The following is a 16,006-nucleotide window of genomic DNA, read 5'->3' as shown; positions in this document are numbered from 1 at the left end:
GCGCTGAGGGGGGGGGCCGCGCCCCCCACCCCCGACTCGGGGCCCCCCCCCGCGGGGGCGCCGGGCCCGGCCGTACGTACGCCGTACGCACCCGGTGCGGCGCTACCGCACGAAGCCTCCCGCCTGGCTCGCCAGGTCGAGGAAGTACTGCGGGGCGACGCCCAGGGCGACCGTGACCAGGACGCCCACCCCGATCGCCGTCATCGTGAGCGGCGACGGCACGGCGACCGTGGGGCCCTCCGGCTTGGGCTCGCTGAAGAACATCAGCACGATGACCCGGATGTAGAAGAACGCCGCGATGGCCGAGGCGATCACACCGATCACCACCAGCGTGCCCGCGCCGCCCTGGGCCGCCGCCTTGAAGACGGCGAACTTGCCGGAGAAGCCCGAGGTCAGCGGGATACCGGCGAAGGCGAGCAGGAAGACCGCGAAGACCGCAGCCACCAGGGGCGAACGCCGGCCGAGCCCCGCCCACTTGGAGAGGTGCGTGGCCTCGCCGCCCGCGTCGCGGACCAGGGTGACGACCGCGAAGGCGCCGATCGTCACGAAGGAGTACGCCGCCAGGTAGAAGAGGACGGACGAGATCCCCTCGCTGTTCCCCGCGATCACACCGGCCAGGATGAAGCCGGCGTGCGCGATCGAGGAGTAGGCGAGCAGCCGCTTGATGTCGGTCTGGGTGATGGCGACGATCGCGCCCCCCAGCATCGTGATGATGACGACGCCCCACATCACCGGCCGCCAGTCCCACTTCAGGCCCGGCAGGACCACGTACAGCAGCCGCAGCAGCGCGCCGAACGCGGCGACCTTCGTGGCGGCCGCCATGAAGCCGGTGACCGGGGTGGGCGCGCCCTGGTAGACGTCCGGGGTCCACATGTGGAACGGGACGGCGCCGACCTTGAAGAGCAGCCCCATCAGGACCATCGCGCCGCCGATGAGCAGCAGCGCGTCGTTGCCCATGGTGTCCGCGAGGGCGGGGGTCACGCTCTGGACCGTGCCGTCGACGACCTCCGCGATCCGCGCGTACGAGACGGAGCCCGCGTAGCCGTAGAGCAGGGCGACGCCGAAGAGCAGGAACGCGGAGGAGAAGGCACCCAGCAGGAAGTACTTGACCGCGGCTTCCTGCGACATCAGCCGCTTGCGGCGGGCCAGGGCGCACAGGAGGTAGAGCGGGAGGGAGAAGACCTCCAGCGCGATGAAGAGCGTCAGCAGGTCGTTGGCGGCCGGGAAGACCAGCATGCCGGCGACCGCGAACATCAGCAGCGGGAACACCTCGGTGGTGGTGAACCCGGCCTTCACCGCGGCCTTCTCGCTGTCGCTCCCCGGTACGGCGGCGGCCTGCGCGACGAAGGAGTCGACGCGGTTGCCGTGCGCCTCGGGGTCGAGCCGGCGCTCGGCGAAGGTGAAGACGGCGACGATCGACGCCAGCAGGATCGTGCCCTGGAGGAAGAGCGTCGGGCCGTCGACGGCGATGGCGCCCATCGCCGCGATGTGTTTCTTCGTCGTGCCGTATCCGCCCGCCGCGAGCCCGACCACCGCCGCGAAGGACGCGGCCAGGGCGACGACGGAGAGGAAGAGCTGGGTGTGGTAGCGCGCCTTGCGGGGGACGAACGCCTCCGCGAGGATGCCGAGGACCGCGGCGGCCACCACGATCAGCACGGGTGAGAGCTGCGCGTACTCGATCTTCGGGGCCGGGATCTTGGCGATTCCGTCGGCCGCCGTCGTTGTCCACAGGCTGTGGACGGCGTTCGCGCTCATGGAGCGGCCTCCACCTCGGGCTTGGGATCGGTCTGCTGTACGTCGGACATCGTGTGCTCCACCGCCGGGTTGACGATCTCGGTCAGCGGCTTCGGGTAGACGCCCAGGAAGAGGAGGAGCGCGATCAGCGGGGTGACGACCACCAGCTCCCGCAACCGCAGATCCGGCATGGTCCTGACCTCGTCCTTCACCGGGCCGGTCATCGTGCGCTGGTAGAGGACCAGGACGTAGAGCGCGGCGAGCACGATGCCGAGGGTGGCGATGATGCCGATCACCGGATAGCGGCTGAACGTGCCGACCAGGACGAGGAACTCACTGACGAACGGGGAGAGCCCCGGCAGCGAGAGGGTGGCGAGCCCGCCGATCAGGAACGTCCCGGCGAGGATCGGGGCGACCTTCTGCACGCCGCCGTAGTCCGCGATGAGCCGGGAGCCGCGCCGCGAGATCAGGAATCCGGCCACCAGCATCAGGGCGGCCGTCGAGATCCCGTGGTTGACCATGTAGAGCGTGGCGCCCGACTGGCCCTGGCTGGTCATGGCGAAGATGCCCATGATGATGAAGCCGAAGTGCGAGATCGACGCGTAGGCGATCAGGCGCTTCATGTCGCGCTGGCCGACCGCGAGCAGCGCCCCGTAGATGATGCTGATGAGCGCCAGCACGAGGATCGCGGGGGTGGCCCACTTGGAGGCCTCCGGGAAGAGCTGGAGGCAGAAGCGGAGCATCGCGAAGGTGCCGACCTTGTCGACGACCGCGGTGATCAGTACGGCGACGGGCGCGGTGGCCTCGCCCATGGCGTTGGGCAGCCAGGTGTGCAGCGGCCACAGCGGGGCCTTCACCGCGAAGGCGAAGAAGAAGCCGAGGAAGAGCAGGCGCTCGGTGTTGGTCGCCATGGTGAGGCTGCCGTCGGCGCGGGCGGCCGCGATCTCGGAGAGCGAGAAGGTGCCCGCGACGACATAGAGGCCGATGACGGCGGCCAGCATGATCAGCCCGCCGACCAGGTTGTACAGGAGGAACTTGACGGCCGCGTACGAGCGCTGGGTCGCCGCCGCCTCGTCGCCGCCCGCGTGTGCGCGGTCGCCGAAGCCGCCGATGAGGAAGTACATCGGAATGAGCATGGCTTCGAAGAGGATGTAGAAGAGGAAGACGTCGGTGGCCTCGAAGGAGAGGATCACCATCGCCTCGACCATCAGGATCAGCGCGAAGAAGCCCTGGGTCGGCCGCCAGCGGCGGTTCGGGTTGACGTCCTCCAGCGGGTCGGCGTCGTGCCAGCCCGCCAGGATCACGAACGGGACGAGCAGCGCGGTGAGCGCGAGGAGCGACACCCCGATGCCGTCCACGCCCAGTTCGTACCGCACTCCGAAGTCCGCGATCCAGGCGTGGGACTCGGTGAGCTGGTAGCGGGCGCCGCCGGGCTCGAAGCGGACCAGCACCACGGCGGCCAGCGCGAGGGTGCCGAGCGAGAAGAACAGCGCCAGCCACTTGGCGGCGGTGCGCCGGGCCGCCGGGACGGCCGCCGTGGCGATCGCCCCGATCGCGGGCAGCACCGCCGTCGCCGTCAGAAGGGGGAACGACATATCCGGTTACACCGCCCTCATCAGCAGGGTCGCGGCGATGAGCACTGCCGTACCTCCGAACATCGAGACCGCATAGGTGCGGGCATAGCCGTTCTGCAGCTTGCGCAGCCGTCCTGAGAGCCCGCCGAAGGACGCCGCGGTGCCGTTGACCACCCCGTCGACCAGGGTGTGGTCGACGTACACGAGGGAGCGGGTGAGGTGTTCGCCGCCGCGGACCAGGACCACGTGGTTGAAGTCGTCCTGGAGGAGGTCGCGGCGGGCGGCGCGGGTGGCGAGCGAGCCGCGCGGGGCGACCACCGGGACAGGGGCGCGGCCGTACATGAACCAGGCGACGGCGACACCGATGACCAGGACGACCACCGTGGCAGTGGTGACGGCGCCCGCGCTGATCGGCGCGTGTCCGTGGTCGTACCCGGTGACGGGCTCCAGCCAGTTCAGGAAGCGGTCGCCGATGGCGAAGAACCCGCCGGCGAAGACCGAGCCGAACGCCAGGATGATCATGGGGATGGTCATGGACTTCGGGGACTCGTGCGGATGGGGTTCGTTCCCCTGCGCGTCCGGCTGCCAGCGCTTCTCACCGAAGAAGGTCATCAGCATCACGCGCGTCATGTAGAACGCGGTGATCGCGGCGCCCAGCAGGGTGACGGCGCCGAGGATCCAGCCCTCCGTGCCGCCCTTGGCGAAGGCCGCCTCGATGATCCTGTCCTTGGAGAAGAAGCCGGAGAGGCCGGGGAAGCCGATGATGGCGAGGTAGCCGAGGCCGAAGGTGACGAAGGTGACGGGCATGTACTTCCGCAGGCCGCCGTACTTCCTCATGTCGACCTCGTCGTTCATGCCGTGCATGACCGAACCGGCGCCGAGGAAGAGCCCCGCCTTGAAGAAGCCGTGCGTCACCAGGTGCATGATCGCGAAGACGTAGCCGATCGGGCCGAGGCCCGCCGCCAGGATCATGTAGCCGATCTGCGACATCGTCGAACCCGCGAGGGCCTTCTTGATGTCGTCCTTCGCGCAACCGACGATCGCACCGAAGAGGAGCGTCACCGCGCCGACCACCACGACCGTCAGCTGGGCGTCCGGCGCCAGGTTGAAGATGGCGGAGGAGCGGGTGATCAGGTAGACGCCCGCGGTGACCATCGTCGCCGCGTGGATCAGGGCCGAGACCGGGGTCGGGCCCTCCATCGCGTCGCCCAGCCAGGACTGGAGCGGCACCTGGGCCGACTTGCCGCAGGCGGCCAGCAGCAGCATCAGGGCGATCGCCGTCAGCTTGCCCTCGGTCGCGTCACCCGTGGCGGCGAAGACCGGGGCGAAGGCGAACGTGCCGAACGTCGTGAACATCAGCATGATCGCGATCGACAGCCCCATGTCGCCGACCCGGTTGACGAGGAAGGCCTTCTTCGCCGCCGTGGCCGCGCTCGGCTTGTGCTGCCAGAACCCGATGAGCAGGTACGAGGCGAGGCCCACGCCCTCCCAGCCGACGTACAGCAGCAGGTAGTTGTCCGCGAGGACCAGCAGCAGCATCGCCGCCAGGAAGAGGTTCAGATAGCCGAAGAAGCGGCGCCGCCGCTCGTCGTGCTCCATGTACCCGATCGAGTAGATGTGGATCAGGGTGCCCACACCGGTGATCAGCAGGACGAAGGTCATCGACAACTGGTCGAGCTGGAAGGCGACATCCGCCTGGAAACCCTCGACGGGGATCCAGGAGAACAGGTGCTGGTGCAGGGAGCGGTCGTCGGCGCTCCTGCCGAGCATGTCGCCGAAGAGGACCAGGCCGATCACGAAGGACGCGGCGGCCAGCACCGTACCGAGCCAGTGGCCCGCGCGGTCGAGCCGGCGGCCGCCGCACAGCAGGACCGCCGCTCCGAGCAGGGGCGCCGCGATGAGCAGCGCAATCAAGTTCTCCACGATTCAGCGACCCCTCAGAGCTTCATCAGGCTGGCGTCGTCGACCGAGGCCGAGTGGCGGGAACGGAACAGCGACACGATGATCGCGAGCCCGACCACGACCTCCGCGGCGGCGACGACCATCGTGAAGAACGCGATGATCTGGCCGTCGAGATTGCCGTGCATCCGGGAGAAGGCGACGAACGCGAGGTTGCAGGCGTTGAGCATCAGCTCGACGCACATGAAGACCACGATCGCGTTCCGCCGGATCAGCACACCGGCGGCGCCGATGGTGAACAGCACCGAGGCGAGATAGAGGTAGTAGACAGGGTTCATCGCTTGACCTCCTTGTCGGCGCGGTCGTGATCGGCGCGACCGGAGTCCACCCGGCCGGATTCCGTACGGCCCAGCCGCTCCGACGAGCGCTGCTCCAGCGCCTTCAGGTCCGCGATGGCCTCGTCCGACACGTCGCGGATCTGACCACGGTCCTTGAGCGTCCTGCTGACCGTCAGATCGGACGGGGTGCCGTCCGGCAGCAGGCCCGCGATGTCCACCGCGTTGTGCCGGGCGTAGACACCGGGGGCGGGCAGCGGCGGCAACTGGCCGCTGCGGACCCGCGCCTCGGCCAGCTCCCGCTGGGTCTTGGCCCGCTCGGTGCGCTCCCGGTGGGTGAGCACCATCGCGCCGACCGCCGCGGTGATCAGCAGCGCGCCGGTGATCTCGAAGGCGAAGACGTACTTCGTGAAGATCAGGGCGGCCAGGCCCTCGATGTTGCCGCCCGCGTTGGCCTGCCCGAGCCCCGTGAACGAACTCAGCGAGGCCTGGCCGATCCCGGCGATGAGCAGCACACCGAAGCCGAGCCCGCAGGCGGCGGCCCACCAGCGCTGGCCCCTCAGCGTCTCCTTCAGGGAGTCGGCCGCGGTGACACCGACCAGCATGACCACGAAGAGGAACAGCATCATGATCGCGCCGGTGTAGACGACGATCTGGACGACGCCCAGGAAATAGGCGCCGTTGGCGAGGTAGAAGACCGCCAGGATGATCATGGTGGCGGCGAGGCACAGCGCGCTGTGCACGGCCTTCTTCATCAGGATCGTGCAGAGCGCGCCGACCACCGCGACCGTACCGAGGATCCAGAACTGGACGGCCTCGCCGGTCGACGTGACGGACCCGGCGGCGAGCGCCGGCGTCAGCGCCTCGGGCAGCGGACCGCCCACGGGGCCCGCCAGGGAAGCTGTCAGGAGGCTCATGCGTCGGCCCCCTCGTCCTGCGGCTTCTCACCCTTGCCGGCGGCCGCTTGCCGGACCGTGCCGGGCGCGGCCTCGGTGACCAGACCGCGGTAGTAGTCCTGCTCGTCCATGCCGGGGAAGATCGAGTGCGGCGACTCGACCATGCCCTCCTCCAGACCGGCGAGCAGCTGCTCCTTCGTATAAATGAGGTTCTCGCGGGAGCTGTCGGCCAGCTCGAACTCGTTGGTCATCGTGAGCGCCCGGGTCGGGCACGCCTCGATGCACAGTCCGCAGAAGATGCAGCGCGCGTAATTGATCTGGTAGACGCGGCCGTAGCGCTCGCCCGGGGAGTAGCGCTCCTCCTCCGTGTTGTCCGCGCCTTCCACATAGATCGCGTCGGCGGGGCAGGCCCACGCGCACAGCTCGCAGCCGATGCACTTCTCCAGGCCGTCCGGATGGCGGTTGAGCTGATGCCGGCCGTGGAAGCGCGGCGCCGTCACCTTCGGCGTCTCCGGATACTGCTCCGTCAGCCGCTTCTTGAACATGGCCGTGAAGGTCAGCCCGAAGCCGGCCACCGGATTCCGCGGCGGACGCGGGATGTCGGCCCCCGGAACGTCCCCCTCCGGGGCGCTCCCCCGCGGTCCGCTCCGCTGCGGGAGGTTCTCCTGCGAAGAGTCAGACACCACCGGCCTCCTTTCCGTCACTCTCGGTACTGTCACTCACAGTATTGACCCCGCCACTGACAATCAGCTCCCGCTCGCGTCGCGGCTGCCTGCGCGGGACCGGCGGCAGCGTCTGTCCGGGCAGCGGCGGCACGGGGAAACCGCCCGCCATCGGGTCGAAGGCCGGTGGCTCCGGTTCGTTCGCCGCCGCGGCCCGTTCCTTCCTGTCGCGGAAGATGTCCGCGACGAAGGAGAGCAGCAGGAGCGCGATGATCGCCGAGGCCACGTACAGCAGGATCGTCTGGAAGGAGTAGTTCTCGTTGCGCAGCGCCCGCACGGTCGCGACGAGCATCAGCCAGACCAGCGAGACCGGGATCAGGACCTTCCAGCCCAGCTTCATCAGCTGGTCGTAGCGCACACGGGGCAGCGTGCCGCGCAGCCAGATGAAGAAGAAGAGCAGCAGCTGGACCTTGAGGACGAACCAGAGCATCGGCCACCAGCCGTGGTTCGCGCCCTCCCAGAAGGTGGAGACCGGCCAGGGGGCGCGCCAGCCGCCGAGGAAGAGCGTCGTCGCGACGGCCGAGACGGTCACCATGTTGACGTACTCGGCGAGCATGAACATCGCGAACTTGATCGACGAGTACTCGGTGTTGAAGCCGCCGACCAGGTCGCCCTCGGACTCCGGCATGTCGAACGGGTTGCGGTTCGTCTCCGCGACCATCGTGATGATGTAGATGATGAAGGAGACCGGCAGCAGCAGCACGTACCAGCGGTCCGCCTGCGCCTCGACGATCGCCGACGTCGACATCGACCCGGAGTAGAGGAACACCGAGGCGAACGCGGCGCCCATGGCGATCTCGTACGAGATCATCTGGGCGCACGAGCGCAACCCGCCGAGGAGCGGATACGTCGACCCCGAGGACCAGCCCGCGAGGACGATGCCGTAGATGCCGACCGAGGCGACCGCGAGGATGTAGAGCATCGCGATGGGCAGGTCGGTCAGTTGCATCGTGGTGCGCTGGCCGAAGATCGAGATCTCGTTGCCCGCGGGCCCGAAGGGGATCACCGCGATCGCCATGAACGCGGGGATCGCCGCGATGATCGGCGCCAGGACGTAGACGGCCTTGTCGGCGCGCTTGACGATGACGTCTTCCTTGAACATCAGCTTCACGCCGTCGGCGAGCGACTGGAGCATGCCCCAGGGGCCGTGCCGGTTGGGGCCGATGCGCAGCTGCATCCAGGCGACGACCTTGCGCTCCCACACGATGGAGAAGAGCACCGTCACCATCAGGAACGCGAAGCAGAACACCGCCTTGACGACCACGAGCCACCAGGGGTCGCGGCCGAACATCGACAGGTCCTCGGCGGCGAGGACGGTCCCCGGGGCCGCCGCGAGGGGGACGAGGCCGGTCATGCGCGCACCTCCGGTGCTTCGTCGGCGGGGCCGTCCTGCGGGGAATCGGCCGGCACCCCGTCCGGCGCTGCGCCGGCCGGTTCCGCCGGGCCGATCCGGACCAGCGTGCCCGGCTGCGAACCGGTGTCCGCGAGGACGCCGCCGCCCGTGGAGTTCAGCGGCAGCCAGACCACCCGGTCGGGCATCGCCGTCACCGCCAGCGGGAGCGTGACCGCGCCCGCGGGGCCCGTGACAGTCAGGTCGTCGCCGTTCTTGACCCCCGTCTCGGCGGCCGTCGCGGCGGAGAGCCGGGCCACCGCCGCGTGGCGTGTACCGGCCAGCGCGTCGTCGCCCTCCTGGAGCTTGCCCTGGTCCAGCAGGAGCCGGTGGCCCGCGAGGACCGCCTCGCCGTCGCCGGGCCTGGGCACCGGACGGGAGGATTCCAGCGGTTCGGTGGCGCGCGGCCCGTCCCAGCCGCCGAGCCGGTCGAGTTCGACGCGTACGGCCCGCAGGTCGGGCAGCGCGAGGTGGACGTCAAGAGCGTCCGCGAGCATGTGCAGCACCCGCGCGTCGCTCGGCGCGAGCCGCCGCGTCATCTGCTCCGGCTTCAGCGCCGCCTCGAACAGCCGCGCCCTGCCCTCCCAGTTGAGGAAGGAGCCGGGCTTCTCCGCGACCGCCGCGACGGGGAGGACCACGTCCGCGCGCTCGGTGACCTCGCTGGGCCGCAGCTCCAGCGAGACCAGGAAGCCGACCTCGTCCAGCGCGGTCCGCGCCGCCGCCGGGGCCGGCAGATCCGCGACCTCCACGCCCGCGACCAGCAGCGCGCCCAGCTCGCCGGAGGCGGCGGCCCGGACGATCTGACCGGTGTCGCGGCCGTAACGGGGCGGCAGTTCGCGTACGCCCCACACCGCCGCGGTCTCCGCGCGGGCCCGCGGATCGGTGGCGGGCCGGCCGCCGGGCAGCAGCGACGGGAGCGCGCCCGCCTCCAGCGCGCCGCGCTCACCGGCCCGGCGCGGGATCCACACCAGCCGGGCGCCGGTCGCGGTGGCGGCGCGCGCCGCCGCGGTGAGCCCGCCGGGAACGGCCGCCAGCCGCTCCCCGACGACGATCACTGCGCCGGGCTCGCGCAGCGCCCGCGCGGCGGCCGTGCCGTCCGCGTCGAGTCCGGTCTCCGAGGCGAGGGCGTCCAGCCACTCGGTCTCGGTGCCGGGCGCGGCGGGCAGCAGGGTGCCGCCCGCCTTCTCCAGACCCCGGGTGGCGTGCGTGGCGAGGGCGAACGTCCGCTGGCCGTGCTTGCGCTGCGCCTTGCGCAGCCGCAGGAAGACGCCGGGCGCCTCCTCCTCGGACTCGAAGCCCGCGAGCAGCACCGCCGGGGCGGCCTCCAGCGTGGTGTACGTGATCCCCGTACCGTCGAGGTCATGGCCCCGGCCCGCGACATACGCGGCGAGGAAGTCGGCCTCCTCGGTGCTGTGCACCCGCGCCCGGAAATCGATGTCGTTGGTGTCGAGGGCGACGCGCGCGAACTTGGCGTACGCGTACGCGTCCTCGACGGTGAGCCGCCCGCCGGTCAGGACGCCGGTCCTGCCCCGGGCCGCGGACAGGCCGCGCGCGGCGGCCTCCAGCGCCTCGGGCCAGCTCGCCGGTTCGAGGACGCCGTCCTCGTTCCGTACCAGCGGGGTGGTGAGCCGGTCGCGCTGCTGCGCGTACCGGAAGCCGAAGCGGCCCTTGTCGCAGAGCCACTCCTCGTTGACCTCGGGCTCGTTCGCCGCCATCCGCCGCATGACCTTGCCGCGCCGGTGGTCCGTACGGGTCGCGCAGCCGCCCGCGCAGTGCTCGCAGACGCCCGGCGAGGAGACCAGGTCGAAGGGGCGGGAGCGGAAGCGGTACGCCGCGGAGGTGAGCGCCCCGACCGGGCAGATCTGGATGGTGTTGCCGGAGAAGTACGACTCGAAGGGGTCGCCCTCACCGGTGCCGACCTGCTGGAGGGCGCCCCGCTCGATCAGCTCGATCATCGGGTCGCCCGCGATCTGGTTCGAGAACCGGGTGCAGCGGGCGCAGAGCACGCACCGCTCGCGGTCGAGCAGCACCTGCGTGGAGATCGGTACCGGCTTCTGGAAGGTGCGCTTGTGGCCCTCGAAGCGGGTGTCGGGGTCGCCGACCTGCATGGCCTGGTTCTGGAGCGGGCACTCGCCGCCCTTGTCGCAGACCGGGCAGTCCAGGGGGTGGTTGATGAGCAGCAGCTCCATCACCCCGCGCTGCGCCTTCTCGGCGACCGGTGACGTCAGCTGCGACTTGACGACCATGCCGTCGGTGCAGGTGATCGTGCAGGACGCCATCGGCTTGCGCTGGCCCTCGACCTCGACGATGCACTGGCGGCAGGCGCCGGCCGGGTCGAGGAGCGGGTGGTCGCAGAAGCGCGGGATCTCGATGCCCAGTTGCTCGGCGGCGCGGATCACCAGCGTCCCCTTGGGGACGGAGATCTCGATGCCGTCGATGGTCAGCGAGACGAGATCCTCGGGCGGAACCGCGGCGTCGCCGCCCCCGGAGGGAGCATTCGTGGTCACCGTCATGCGTTCACCTCCAGGTGCGGGTTCCGGTCTGCCCACACGGTGGACTTCGCGGGGTCGAAGGGGCAGCCCTTGCCGGTGATGTGCTGCTCGTACTCCGCGCGGAAGTACTTGAGCGAGGAGAAGATCGGGGAGGCGGCGCCGTCGCCGAGCGCGCAGAAGGACTTGCCGTTGATGTTGTCGGCGATGTCGTTGAGCTTGTCGAGGTCGGACAGCTCCCCCTTGCCGTCCTCGATGTCGCGGAGCAACTGGACGAGCCAGTACGTCCCTTCGCGGCAGGGGGTGCACTTGCCGCAGGACTCGTGGGCGTAGAACTCGGTCCAGCGGGTGACGGCCCGTACGACGCAGGTGGTCTCGTCGAAGCACTGGAGCGCTTTGGTGCCGAGCATGGAGCCGGCCGCGCCGACGCCCTCGTAGTCGAGCGGGACGTCGAGGTGCTCGTCGGTGAACATCGGGGTCGAGGAGCCGCCGGGGGTCCAGAACTTGAGGCGGTGTCCGGCCCGGATGCCGCCGCTCATGTCGAGGAGCTGGCGCAGCGTGATCCCGAGCGGGGCCTCGTACTGGCCGGGGCTGGTGACATGGCCGCTGAGCGAGTAGAGCGTGAAGCCCGGGGACTTCTCGCTGCCCATCGACCTGAACCAGTCCTTGCCGCGGTGGAGGATCGCGGGAACCGACGCGATGGACTCGACGTTGTTCACCACAGTCGGGCAGGCGTACAGGCCCGCCACCGCCGGGAAGGGAGGACGCAGCCGGGGCTGTCCGCGACGCCCCTCCAAGGAGTCGAGCAGCGCGGTCTCCTCGCCGCAGATGTACGCGCCCGCGCCCGCGTGCACGACGACGTCGAGGTCGAGTCCGCTGCCGAGGATGTTCTTGCCGAGGTACCCCGCCGCGTACGCCTCGCGCACCGCCTCGTGCAGCCTGCGCAGTACGGGGACGACCTCGCCGCGCAGATAGATGAAGGCGTGCTGCGAGCGGATCGCGTAGCAGGCGATCACGATGCCCTCGATGAGGGAGTGCGGGTTGGCGAAGAGAAGAGGGATGTCCTTGCAGGTGCCGGGTTCCGACTCGTCCGCGTTGACGACCAGATAGTGCGGCTTGCCGTCGCCCTGCGGGATGAACTGCCACTTCATCCCGGTGGGGAAGCCGGCGCCGCCGCGTCCGCGCAGACCCGCGTCCTTGACGTACGCGATGAGGTCGTCGGGCGACATGGCGAGGGCCTTGCGGAGCCCTTTGTACCCTTCGTGCCGCTCGTAGGTGGCCAGGGTCCAGGACTCCGGCTGGTCCCAGAAGGCGGACAGGACGGGCGCGAGGAGCTTCTCCGGGCTGGTCCCGTTCTCGTTGAGCTCGGCGGCCATGGTCATCACTCCTCCTCCTCGGCTTCGGTTCCGGTCTGCTGGTCCGGCCGCGCGTCCCGCGCCGTGTCCTTCGGGGCGGCGTCTCGGGGCGGGGCGTCCGCGCCGTCCCGGGGGCGTACCACCCGCTGGAGCCCCTCGCCCTTGGCGAGCCGCAGCCCGACCAGCGAGGCGGGTCCCGCGCCGCCGGTGGCCTCGACGGCGCCGGGGCGCTCGTCGGGGAAGCCGGCCAGGATGCGCGAGGTCTCCTTGTACGTGCACAGCGGGGCGCCCCGGGTGGGTGCGACGGGGCGTCCCTCGCTCAGGTCGTCGACGAGCCGCAGGGCGGTGTCCGGCGTCTGGTTGTCGAAGAACTCCCAGTTGACCATCACGACGGGCGCGAAGTCGCAGGCCGCGTTGCACTCGATGTGTTCGAGGGTGATCTTGCCGTCGGGGGTCGTCCCGTGGTTGTCGACGCCGAGATGGCGCTTCAGCTCGTCGAAGATGGCGTCGCCGCCCATCACCGCGCAGAGCGTGTTGGTGCAGACGCCGACCTGGTACTCCCCGCCGGGCTCGCGCCGGTACATGGAGTAGAAGGTGGCGACGGCGGTGACCTCGGCGGTGGTCAGGCCGAGCAGCTCGGCGCAGAAGGCCATCCCCGTACGGGAGACGAAGCCCTCCTCGGACTGGGTGAGGTGGAGCAGCGGCAGCAGCGCGGAGCGGGAGTCCGGGTAGCGGCCGATGATCTCCTTCGCGTCCGCTTCGAGCCGGGCGCGTACCTCGTCCGGGTAGGCGGGGGCGGGCAGCCGGGGCATCCCGAGACTGACCCCGGCGGTGGCCGCGGCTGCCGTGCCTGCCGCGGCGTTGGGCGGTGTGGCGGTCACCGGTCGACGCCTCCCATCACGGGGTCGATGGACGCGACGGCGACGATGACGTCGGCGACCTGGCCGCCCTCGCACATCGCCGCCATGGCCTGGAGATTGGTGAAGGACGGATCGCGGAAGTGCACGCGGTACGGGCGGGTGCCCCCGTCGGAGACGACATGCGCGCCGAGTTCGCCCTTGGGCGACTCCACGGCGGCGTACGCCTGACCGGCCGGGACCCGGAAGCCCTCCGTCACCAGCTTGAAGTGATGGATCAGAGCCTCCATGGACGTGCCCATGATGTTCTTGATGTGGTCGAGGGAGTTGCCGAGTCCGTCCGGGCCGAGCGCGAGCTGCGCGGGCCAGGCGATCTTCTTGTCGGCGACCATCACCGGGCCCGGCTCCAGCCGGTCCAGGCACTGTTCGACGATCCGCAGCGACTGGCGCATCTCTTCCAGCCGGATGAGGAAGCGGCCGTACGCGTCGCAGGTGTCGGCGGTCGGGACGTCGAACTCGAACGTCTCGTAACCGCAGTACGGGTCGCTCCTGCGCAGGTCGTGCGGGAGCCCGGTGGAGCGCAGGATCGGTCCGGTGGCGCCGAGCGCCATGCAGCCGGCCAGGTCGAGATAGCCGACGTCCTGCATGCGGGCCTTGAAGATCGGGTTGCCGGTGGCGAGCTTGTCGTACTCCGGCAGGTTCTTCCGGAGTTGCTTCAGCAGCTCGCGCAGCTTGTCGACGGCGCCCGGGGGGAGGTCCTGGGCGAGCCCGCCGGGGCGGATGAACGCGTGGTTCATCCGCAGTCCGGTGATCATCTCGTAGGCATCGAGAATCAGTTCACGATCGCGGAATCCGTAGATCATGATCGTGGTCGCGCCCAGCTCCATGCCGCCGGTCGCGAGACAGACGAGGTGCGAGGAGAGCCGGTTCAGCTCCATCAGCAGGACACGGATGAGCGTGGCGCGGTCCGGGATGTCGTCCTCGATGCCGAGCAGCTTCTCGACGCCCAGGCAGTACGCCGTCTCGTTGAAGAACGACGTCAGGTAGTCCATGCGCGTGACGAAGGTGGTGCCCTGCGTCCAGTTGCGGAATTCGAGGTTCTTCTCGATGCCCGTGTGGAGATAGCCGATGCCGCAGCGGGCCTCGGTGACGGTCTCGCCCTCGATCTCCAGGATCAGCCGCAGCACCCCGTGGGTGGAGGGGTGCTGGGGACCCATGTTGACGACGATCCGCTCGTCGTCGGCCTTGGCTGCGGACTGGACGACCTCGTCCCAGTCGCCGCCGGTGACCGTGTAGACGGTGCCCTCGGTGGTCTCCCGGCCGGAGCCGAGCGCGTCGAAGGCGTCCGGGGCGGAGTCCTGCGGGGCGGAGGCGTGTGAAGTGGTCATCAGGAGTACGACCTCCGCTGGTCCGGAGCCGGGATCTGGGCGCCCTTGTACTCGACGGGGATGCCGCCGAGCGGGTAGTCCTTGCGCTGCGGGAAGCCCTGCCAGTCGTCCGGCATCATGATCCGGGTCAGGGCGGGGTGACCGTCGAAGATCAGGCCGAAGAAGTCGTACGTCTCGCGCTCGTGCCAGTCGTTGGTCGGATAGACCGCGACCAGGGACGGTACGTGCGGATCCTCGTCCGGCGCGGAGACCTCCAGGCGGATCAGCCGGCCGTGGGTGAGCGAGCGCAGGTGGTAGACGGCGTGCAGCTCGCGCCCCTTGTCGCCGGGGTAGTGGACGCCGGAGACCCCGGTGCACAGCTCGAAGCGGAGGGCCGGGTCGTCGCGCAGGGTGCGGGCCACCTGGGACAGATGCTCGCGGGCGATGTGGAAGGTCAGCTCGTCGCGGTCGACGACCGTCTTCTCGATGGCGTGGGAGGGGACGAGGTCCTGCTCCTCCAGCGCGCCCTCCAGCTCGTCGGCGATCTCGTCGAAGACACCGCCGGGTCCGCCGTACGGCCGGGAGGAGGCGCCCGGCAGCGTCACGGTCCGGACGAGACCGCCGTATCCGCTGGTGTCCCCGCCGTTGTTGGCGCCGAACATCCCCTTCTGCACGCGGATGGGCTCGTCGGCCCGGTCCCGCGCGGACGGAACGTTCTTGCCGGATTCCGGCCCTGCGTTCCTGGATTCCGGCCGGTCGTTGCCGGACCGGTGGGTGCCGTCCTCGGATCGCGGCTTGTCGTCTCCGGATCGCTGCTTGTCGCTCACCGCAGCAGCCCCTTCATCTCGATCAACGGGAGCGCCTTGAGGGCCGCCTCCTCCGCCTCGCGGGCCGCTTCCTCCGCGTTGACCCCGAGCTTGGAGCTCTGGATCTTCTGGTGGAGCTTGAGGATGGCGTCCATCAGCATCTCGGGACGTGGTGGGCAGCCGGGCAGATAGATGTCGACAGGAACGACGTGGTCGACGCCCTGCACGATCGCGTAGTTGTTGAACATCCCGCCCGACGAGGCACAGACCCCCATGGAGATCACCCACTTGGGGTCGGGCATCTGGTCGTAGACCTGCCGCAGGACGGGCGCCATCTTCTGGCTCACCCGCCCCGCCACGATCATCAGGTCGGCCTGGCGCGGTGAGCCGCGGAAGACCTCCATCCCGAACCGCGCCAGGTCGTACCGCCCCGCGCCGGTCGTCATCATCTCGATGGCGCAGCAGGCGAGACCGAACGTCGCGGGGAAGACGGAGGACTTCCGTACCCAGCCCGATGCCTGTTCGACGGTGGTCAGCAGGAAACCGCTCGGCAGCTTCTCTTCGAGTCCCATTGGTGGCCCC

Annotated in this window: 13 protein-coding genes; all 13 read right to left on the bottom strand. The window is 69.9% G+C overall.

Annotated features, from left to right (window positions below; genetic code table 11):
• Window positions 1-102 precede the first annotated feature (102 nt).
• The 13 genes from nuoN to ACFTZC_RS30020 all read right to left on the bottom strand — a co-directional run bounded on the left by nuoN (window position 103) and on the right by ACFTZC_RS30020 (window position 15,996).
• The gene (nuoN, locus tag ACFTZC_RS30080) at window positions 103-1,755 is read right to left on the bottom strand and encodes an NADH-quinone oxidoreductase subunit NuoN (protein WP_382894991.1); all 1,653 of its coding nucleotides are present in this window, start codon (window positions 1,753-1,755) and stop codon (window positions 103-105) included.
• Window positions 1,752-3,329, bottom strand: a complete 1,578-nt coding sequence (locus tag ACFTZC_RS30075) for an NADH-quinone oxidoreductase subunit M (protein WP_382894990.1) — start codon at window positions 3,327-3,329, stop codon at window positions 1,752-1,754. Before ACFTZC_RS30075 ends, nuoN begins: the two co-directional genes overlap by 4 nt.
• A 6-nt stretch (window positions 3,330-3,335) precedes the next feature.
• Window positions 3,336-5,231, bottom strand: a complete 1,896-nt coding sequence (gene nuoL, locus ACFTZC_RS30070) for an NADH-quinone oxidoreductase subunit L (protein ID WP_382894988.1) — start codon at window positions 5,229-5,231, stop codon at window positions 3,336-3,338.
• Between the two features lie 14 nt (window positions 5,232-5,245).
• Complete coding sequence (gene nuoK, locus ACFTZC_RS30065; RefSeq protein WP_365814396.1) at window positions 5,246-5,545, bottom strand: NADH-quinone oxidoreductase subunit NuoK; 300 nt, start codon at window positions 5,543-5,545, stop codon at window positions 5,246-5,248.
• On the bottom strand, window positions 5,542-6,402 hold the full coding sequence (locus ACFTZC_RS30060) for an NADH-quinone oxidoreductase subunit J (RefSeq protein WP_382895029.1): 861 nt from the start codon (window positions 6,400-6,402) through the stop codon (window positions 5,542-5,544). The genes nuoK and ACFTZC_RS30060 overlap by 4 nt, the downstream gene beginning before the upstream one ends.
• Before the next feature lie 53 nt (window positions 6,403-6,455).
• Window positions 6,456-7,037 carry an NADH-quinone oxidoreductase subunit NuoI gene (gene nuoI / locus ACFTZC_RS30055; protein ID WP_382895028.1) on the bottom strand — a complete coding sequence of 194 codons (582 nt, stop codon included), beginning with the start codon at window positions 7,035-7,037 and terminating at the stop codon, window positions 6,456-6,458.
• A 76-nt stretch (window positions 7,038-7,113) separates the two neighbouring features.
• Window positions 7,114-8,514, bottom strand: a complete 1,401-nt coding sequence (gene nuoH / locus ACFTZC_RS30050) for an NADH-quinone oxidoreductase subunit NuoH (RefSeq protein ID WP_382894986.1) — start codon at window positions 8,512-8,514, stop codon at window positions 7,114-7,116.
• A complete protein-coding gene (locus tag ACFTZC_RS30045; RefSeq protein WP_382894984.1) occupies window positions 8,511-11,063 on the bottom strand; it encodes an NADH-quinone oxidoreductase subunit G in 2,553 nt (850 codons plus the stop codon). The genes nuoH and ACFTZC_RS30045 overlap by 4 nt, the downstream gene beginning before the upstream one ends.
• Entirely contained in the window at window positions 11,060-12,421 is a 1,362-nt protein-coding gene (nuoF, locus tag ACFTZC_RS30040) for an NADH-quinone oxidoreductase subunit NuoF (RefSeq protein ID WP_382894982.1), read from the bottom strand. The genes ACFTZC_RS30045 and nuoF overlap by 4 nt, the downstream gene beginning before the upstream one ends.
• A complete protein-coding gene (gene nuoE, locus ACFTZC_RS30035; RefSeq protein WP_382895026.1) occupies window positions 12,421-13,206 on the bottom strand; it encodes an NADH-quinone oxidoreductase subunit NuoE in 786 nt (261 codons plus the stop codon). Before nuoE ends, nuoF begins: the two co-directional genes overlap by 1 nt.
• 65 nt (window positions 13,207-13,271) lie before the next feature.
• Window positions 13,272-14,639: an NADH-quinone oxidoreductase subunit D gene (locus tag ACFTZC_RS30030; protein ID WP_382894980.1), complete on the bottom strand. Its 1,368-nt coding sequence runs from the start codon at window positions 14,637-14,639 to the stop codon at window positions 13,272-13,274.
• Window positions 14,639-15,445: an NADH-quinone oxidoreductase subunit C gene (locus ACFTZC_RS30025; protein ID WP_382894979.1), complete on the bottom strand. Its 807-nt coding sequence runs from the start codon at window positions 15,443-15,445 to the stop codon at window positions 14,639-14,641. Before ACFTZC_RS30025 ends, ACFTZC_RS30030 begins: the two co-directional genes overlap by 1 nt.
• Complete coding sequence (locus tag ACFTZC_RS30020; RefSeq protein ID WP_365814402.1) at window positions 15,442-15,996, bottom strand: NADH-quinone oxidoreductase subunit B family protein; 555 nt, start codon at window positions 15,994-15,996, stop codon at window positions 15,442-15,444. The genes ACFTZC_RS30025 and ACFTZC_RS30020 overlap by 4 nt, the downstream gene beginning before the upstream one ends.
• Between the last annotated feature and the right edge of the window lie 10 nt (window positions 15,997-16,006).

This window comes from Streptomyces sp. NPDC056987 (assembly GCF_042673865.1).
Lineage (GTDB): Bacteria > Actinomycetota > Actinomycetes > Streptomycetales > Streptomycetaceae > Streptomyces.
Note: the sequence above shows the minus strand (reverse complement) of the source record. Positions and strands in the feature narration are given on the sequence as shown.

Bases quoted from the DNA above. Each gene is read 5' to 3' on its own strand.
- nuoN (WP_382894991.1), bottom strand. From the start codon at position 1,755: ATGAGCGCGAACGCCGTCCACAGCCTGTGGACAACGACGGCGGCCGAC.
- ACFTZC_RS30075 (WP_382894990.1), bottom strand. From the start codon at position 3,329: ATGTCGTTCCCCCTTCTGACGGCGACGGCGGTGCTGCCCGCGATCGGG.
- nuoK (WP_365814396.1), bottom strand. From the start codon at position 5,545: ATGAACCCTGTCTACTACCTCTATCTCGCCTCGGTGCTGTTCACCATC.
- nuoH (WP_382894986.1), bottom strand. From the start codon at position 8,514: ATGACCGGCCTCGTCCCCCTCGCGGCGGCCCCGGGGACCGTCCTCGCC.
- ACFTZC_RS30045 (WP_382894984.1), bottom strand. From the start codon at position 11,063: ATGACGGTGACCACGAATGCTCCCTCCGGGGGCGGCGACGCCGCGGTT.
- nuoF (WP_382894982.1), bottom strand. From the start codon at position 12,421: ATGACCATGGCCGCCGAGCTCAACGAGAACGGGACCAGCCCGGAGAAG.
- nuoE (WP_382895026.1), bottom strand. From the start codon at position 13,206: ATGCCCCGGCTGCCCGCCCCCGCCTACCCGGACGAGGTACGCGCCCGG.
- ACFTZC_RS30030 (WP_382894980.1), bottom strand. From the start codon at position 14,639: ATGACCACTTCACACGCCTCCGCCCCGCAGGACTCCGCCCCGGACGCC.
- ACFTZC_RS30020 (WP_365814402.1), bottom strand. From the start codon at position 15,996: ATGGGACTCGAAGAGAAGCTGCCGAGCGGTTTCCTGCTGACCACCGTC.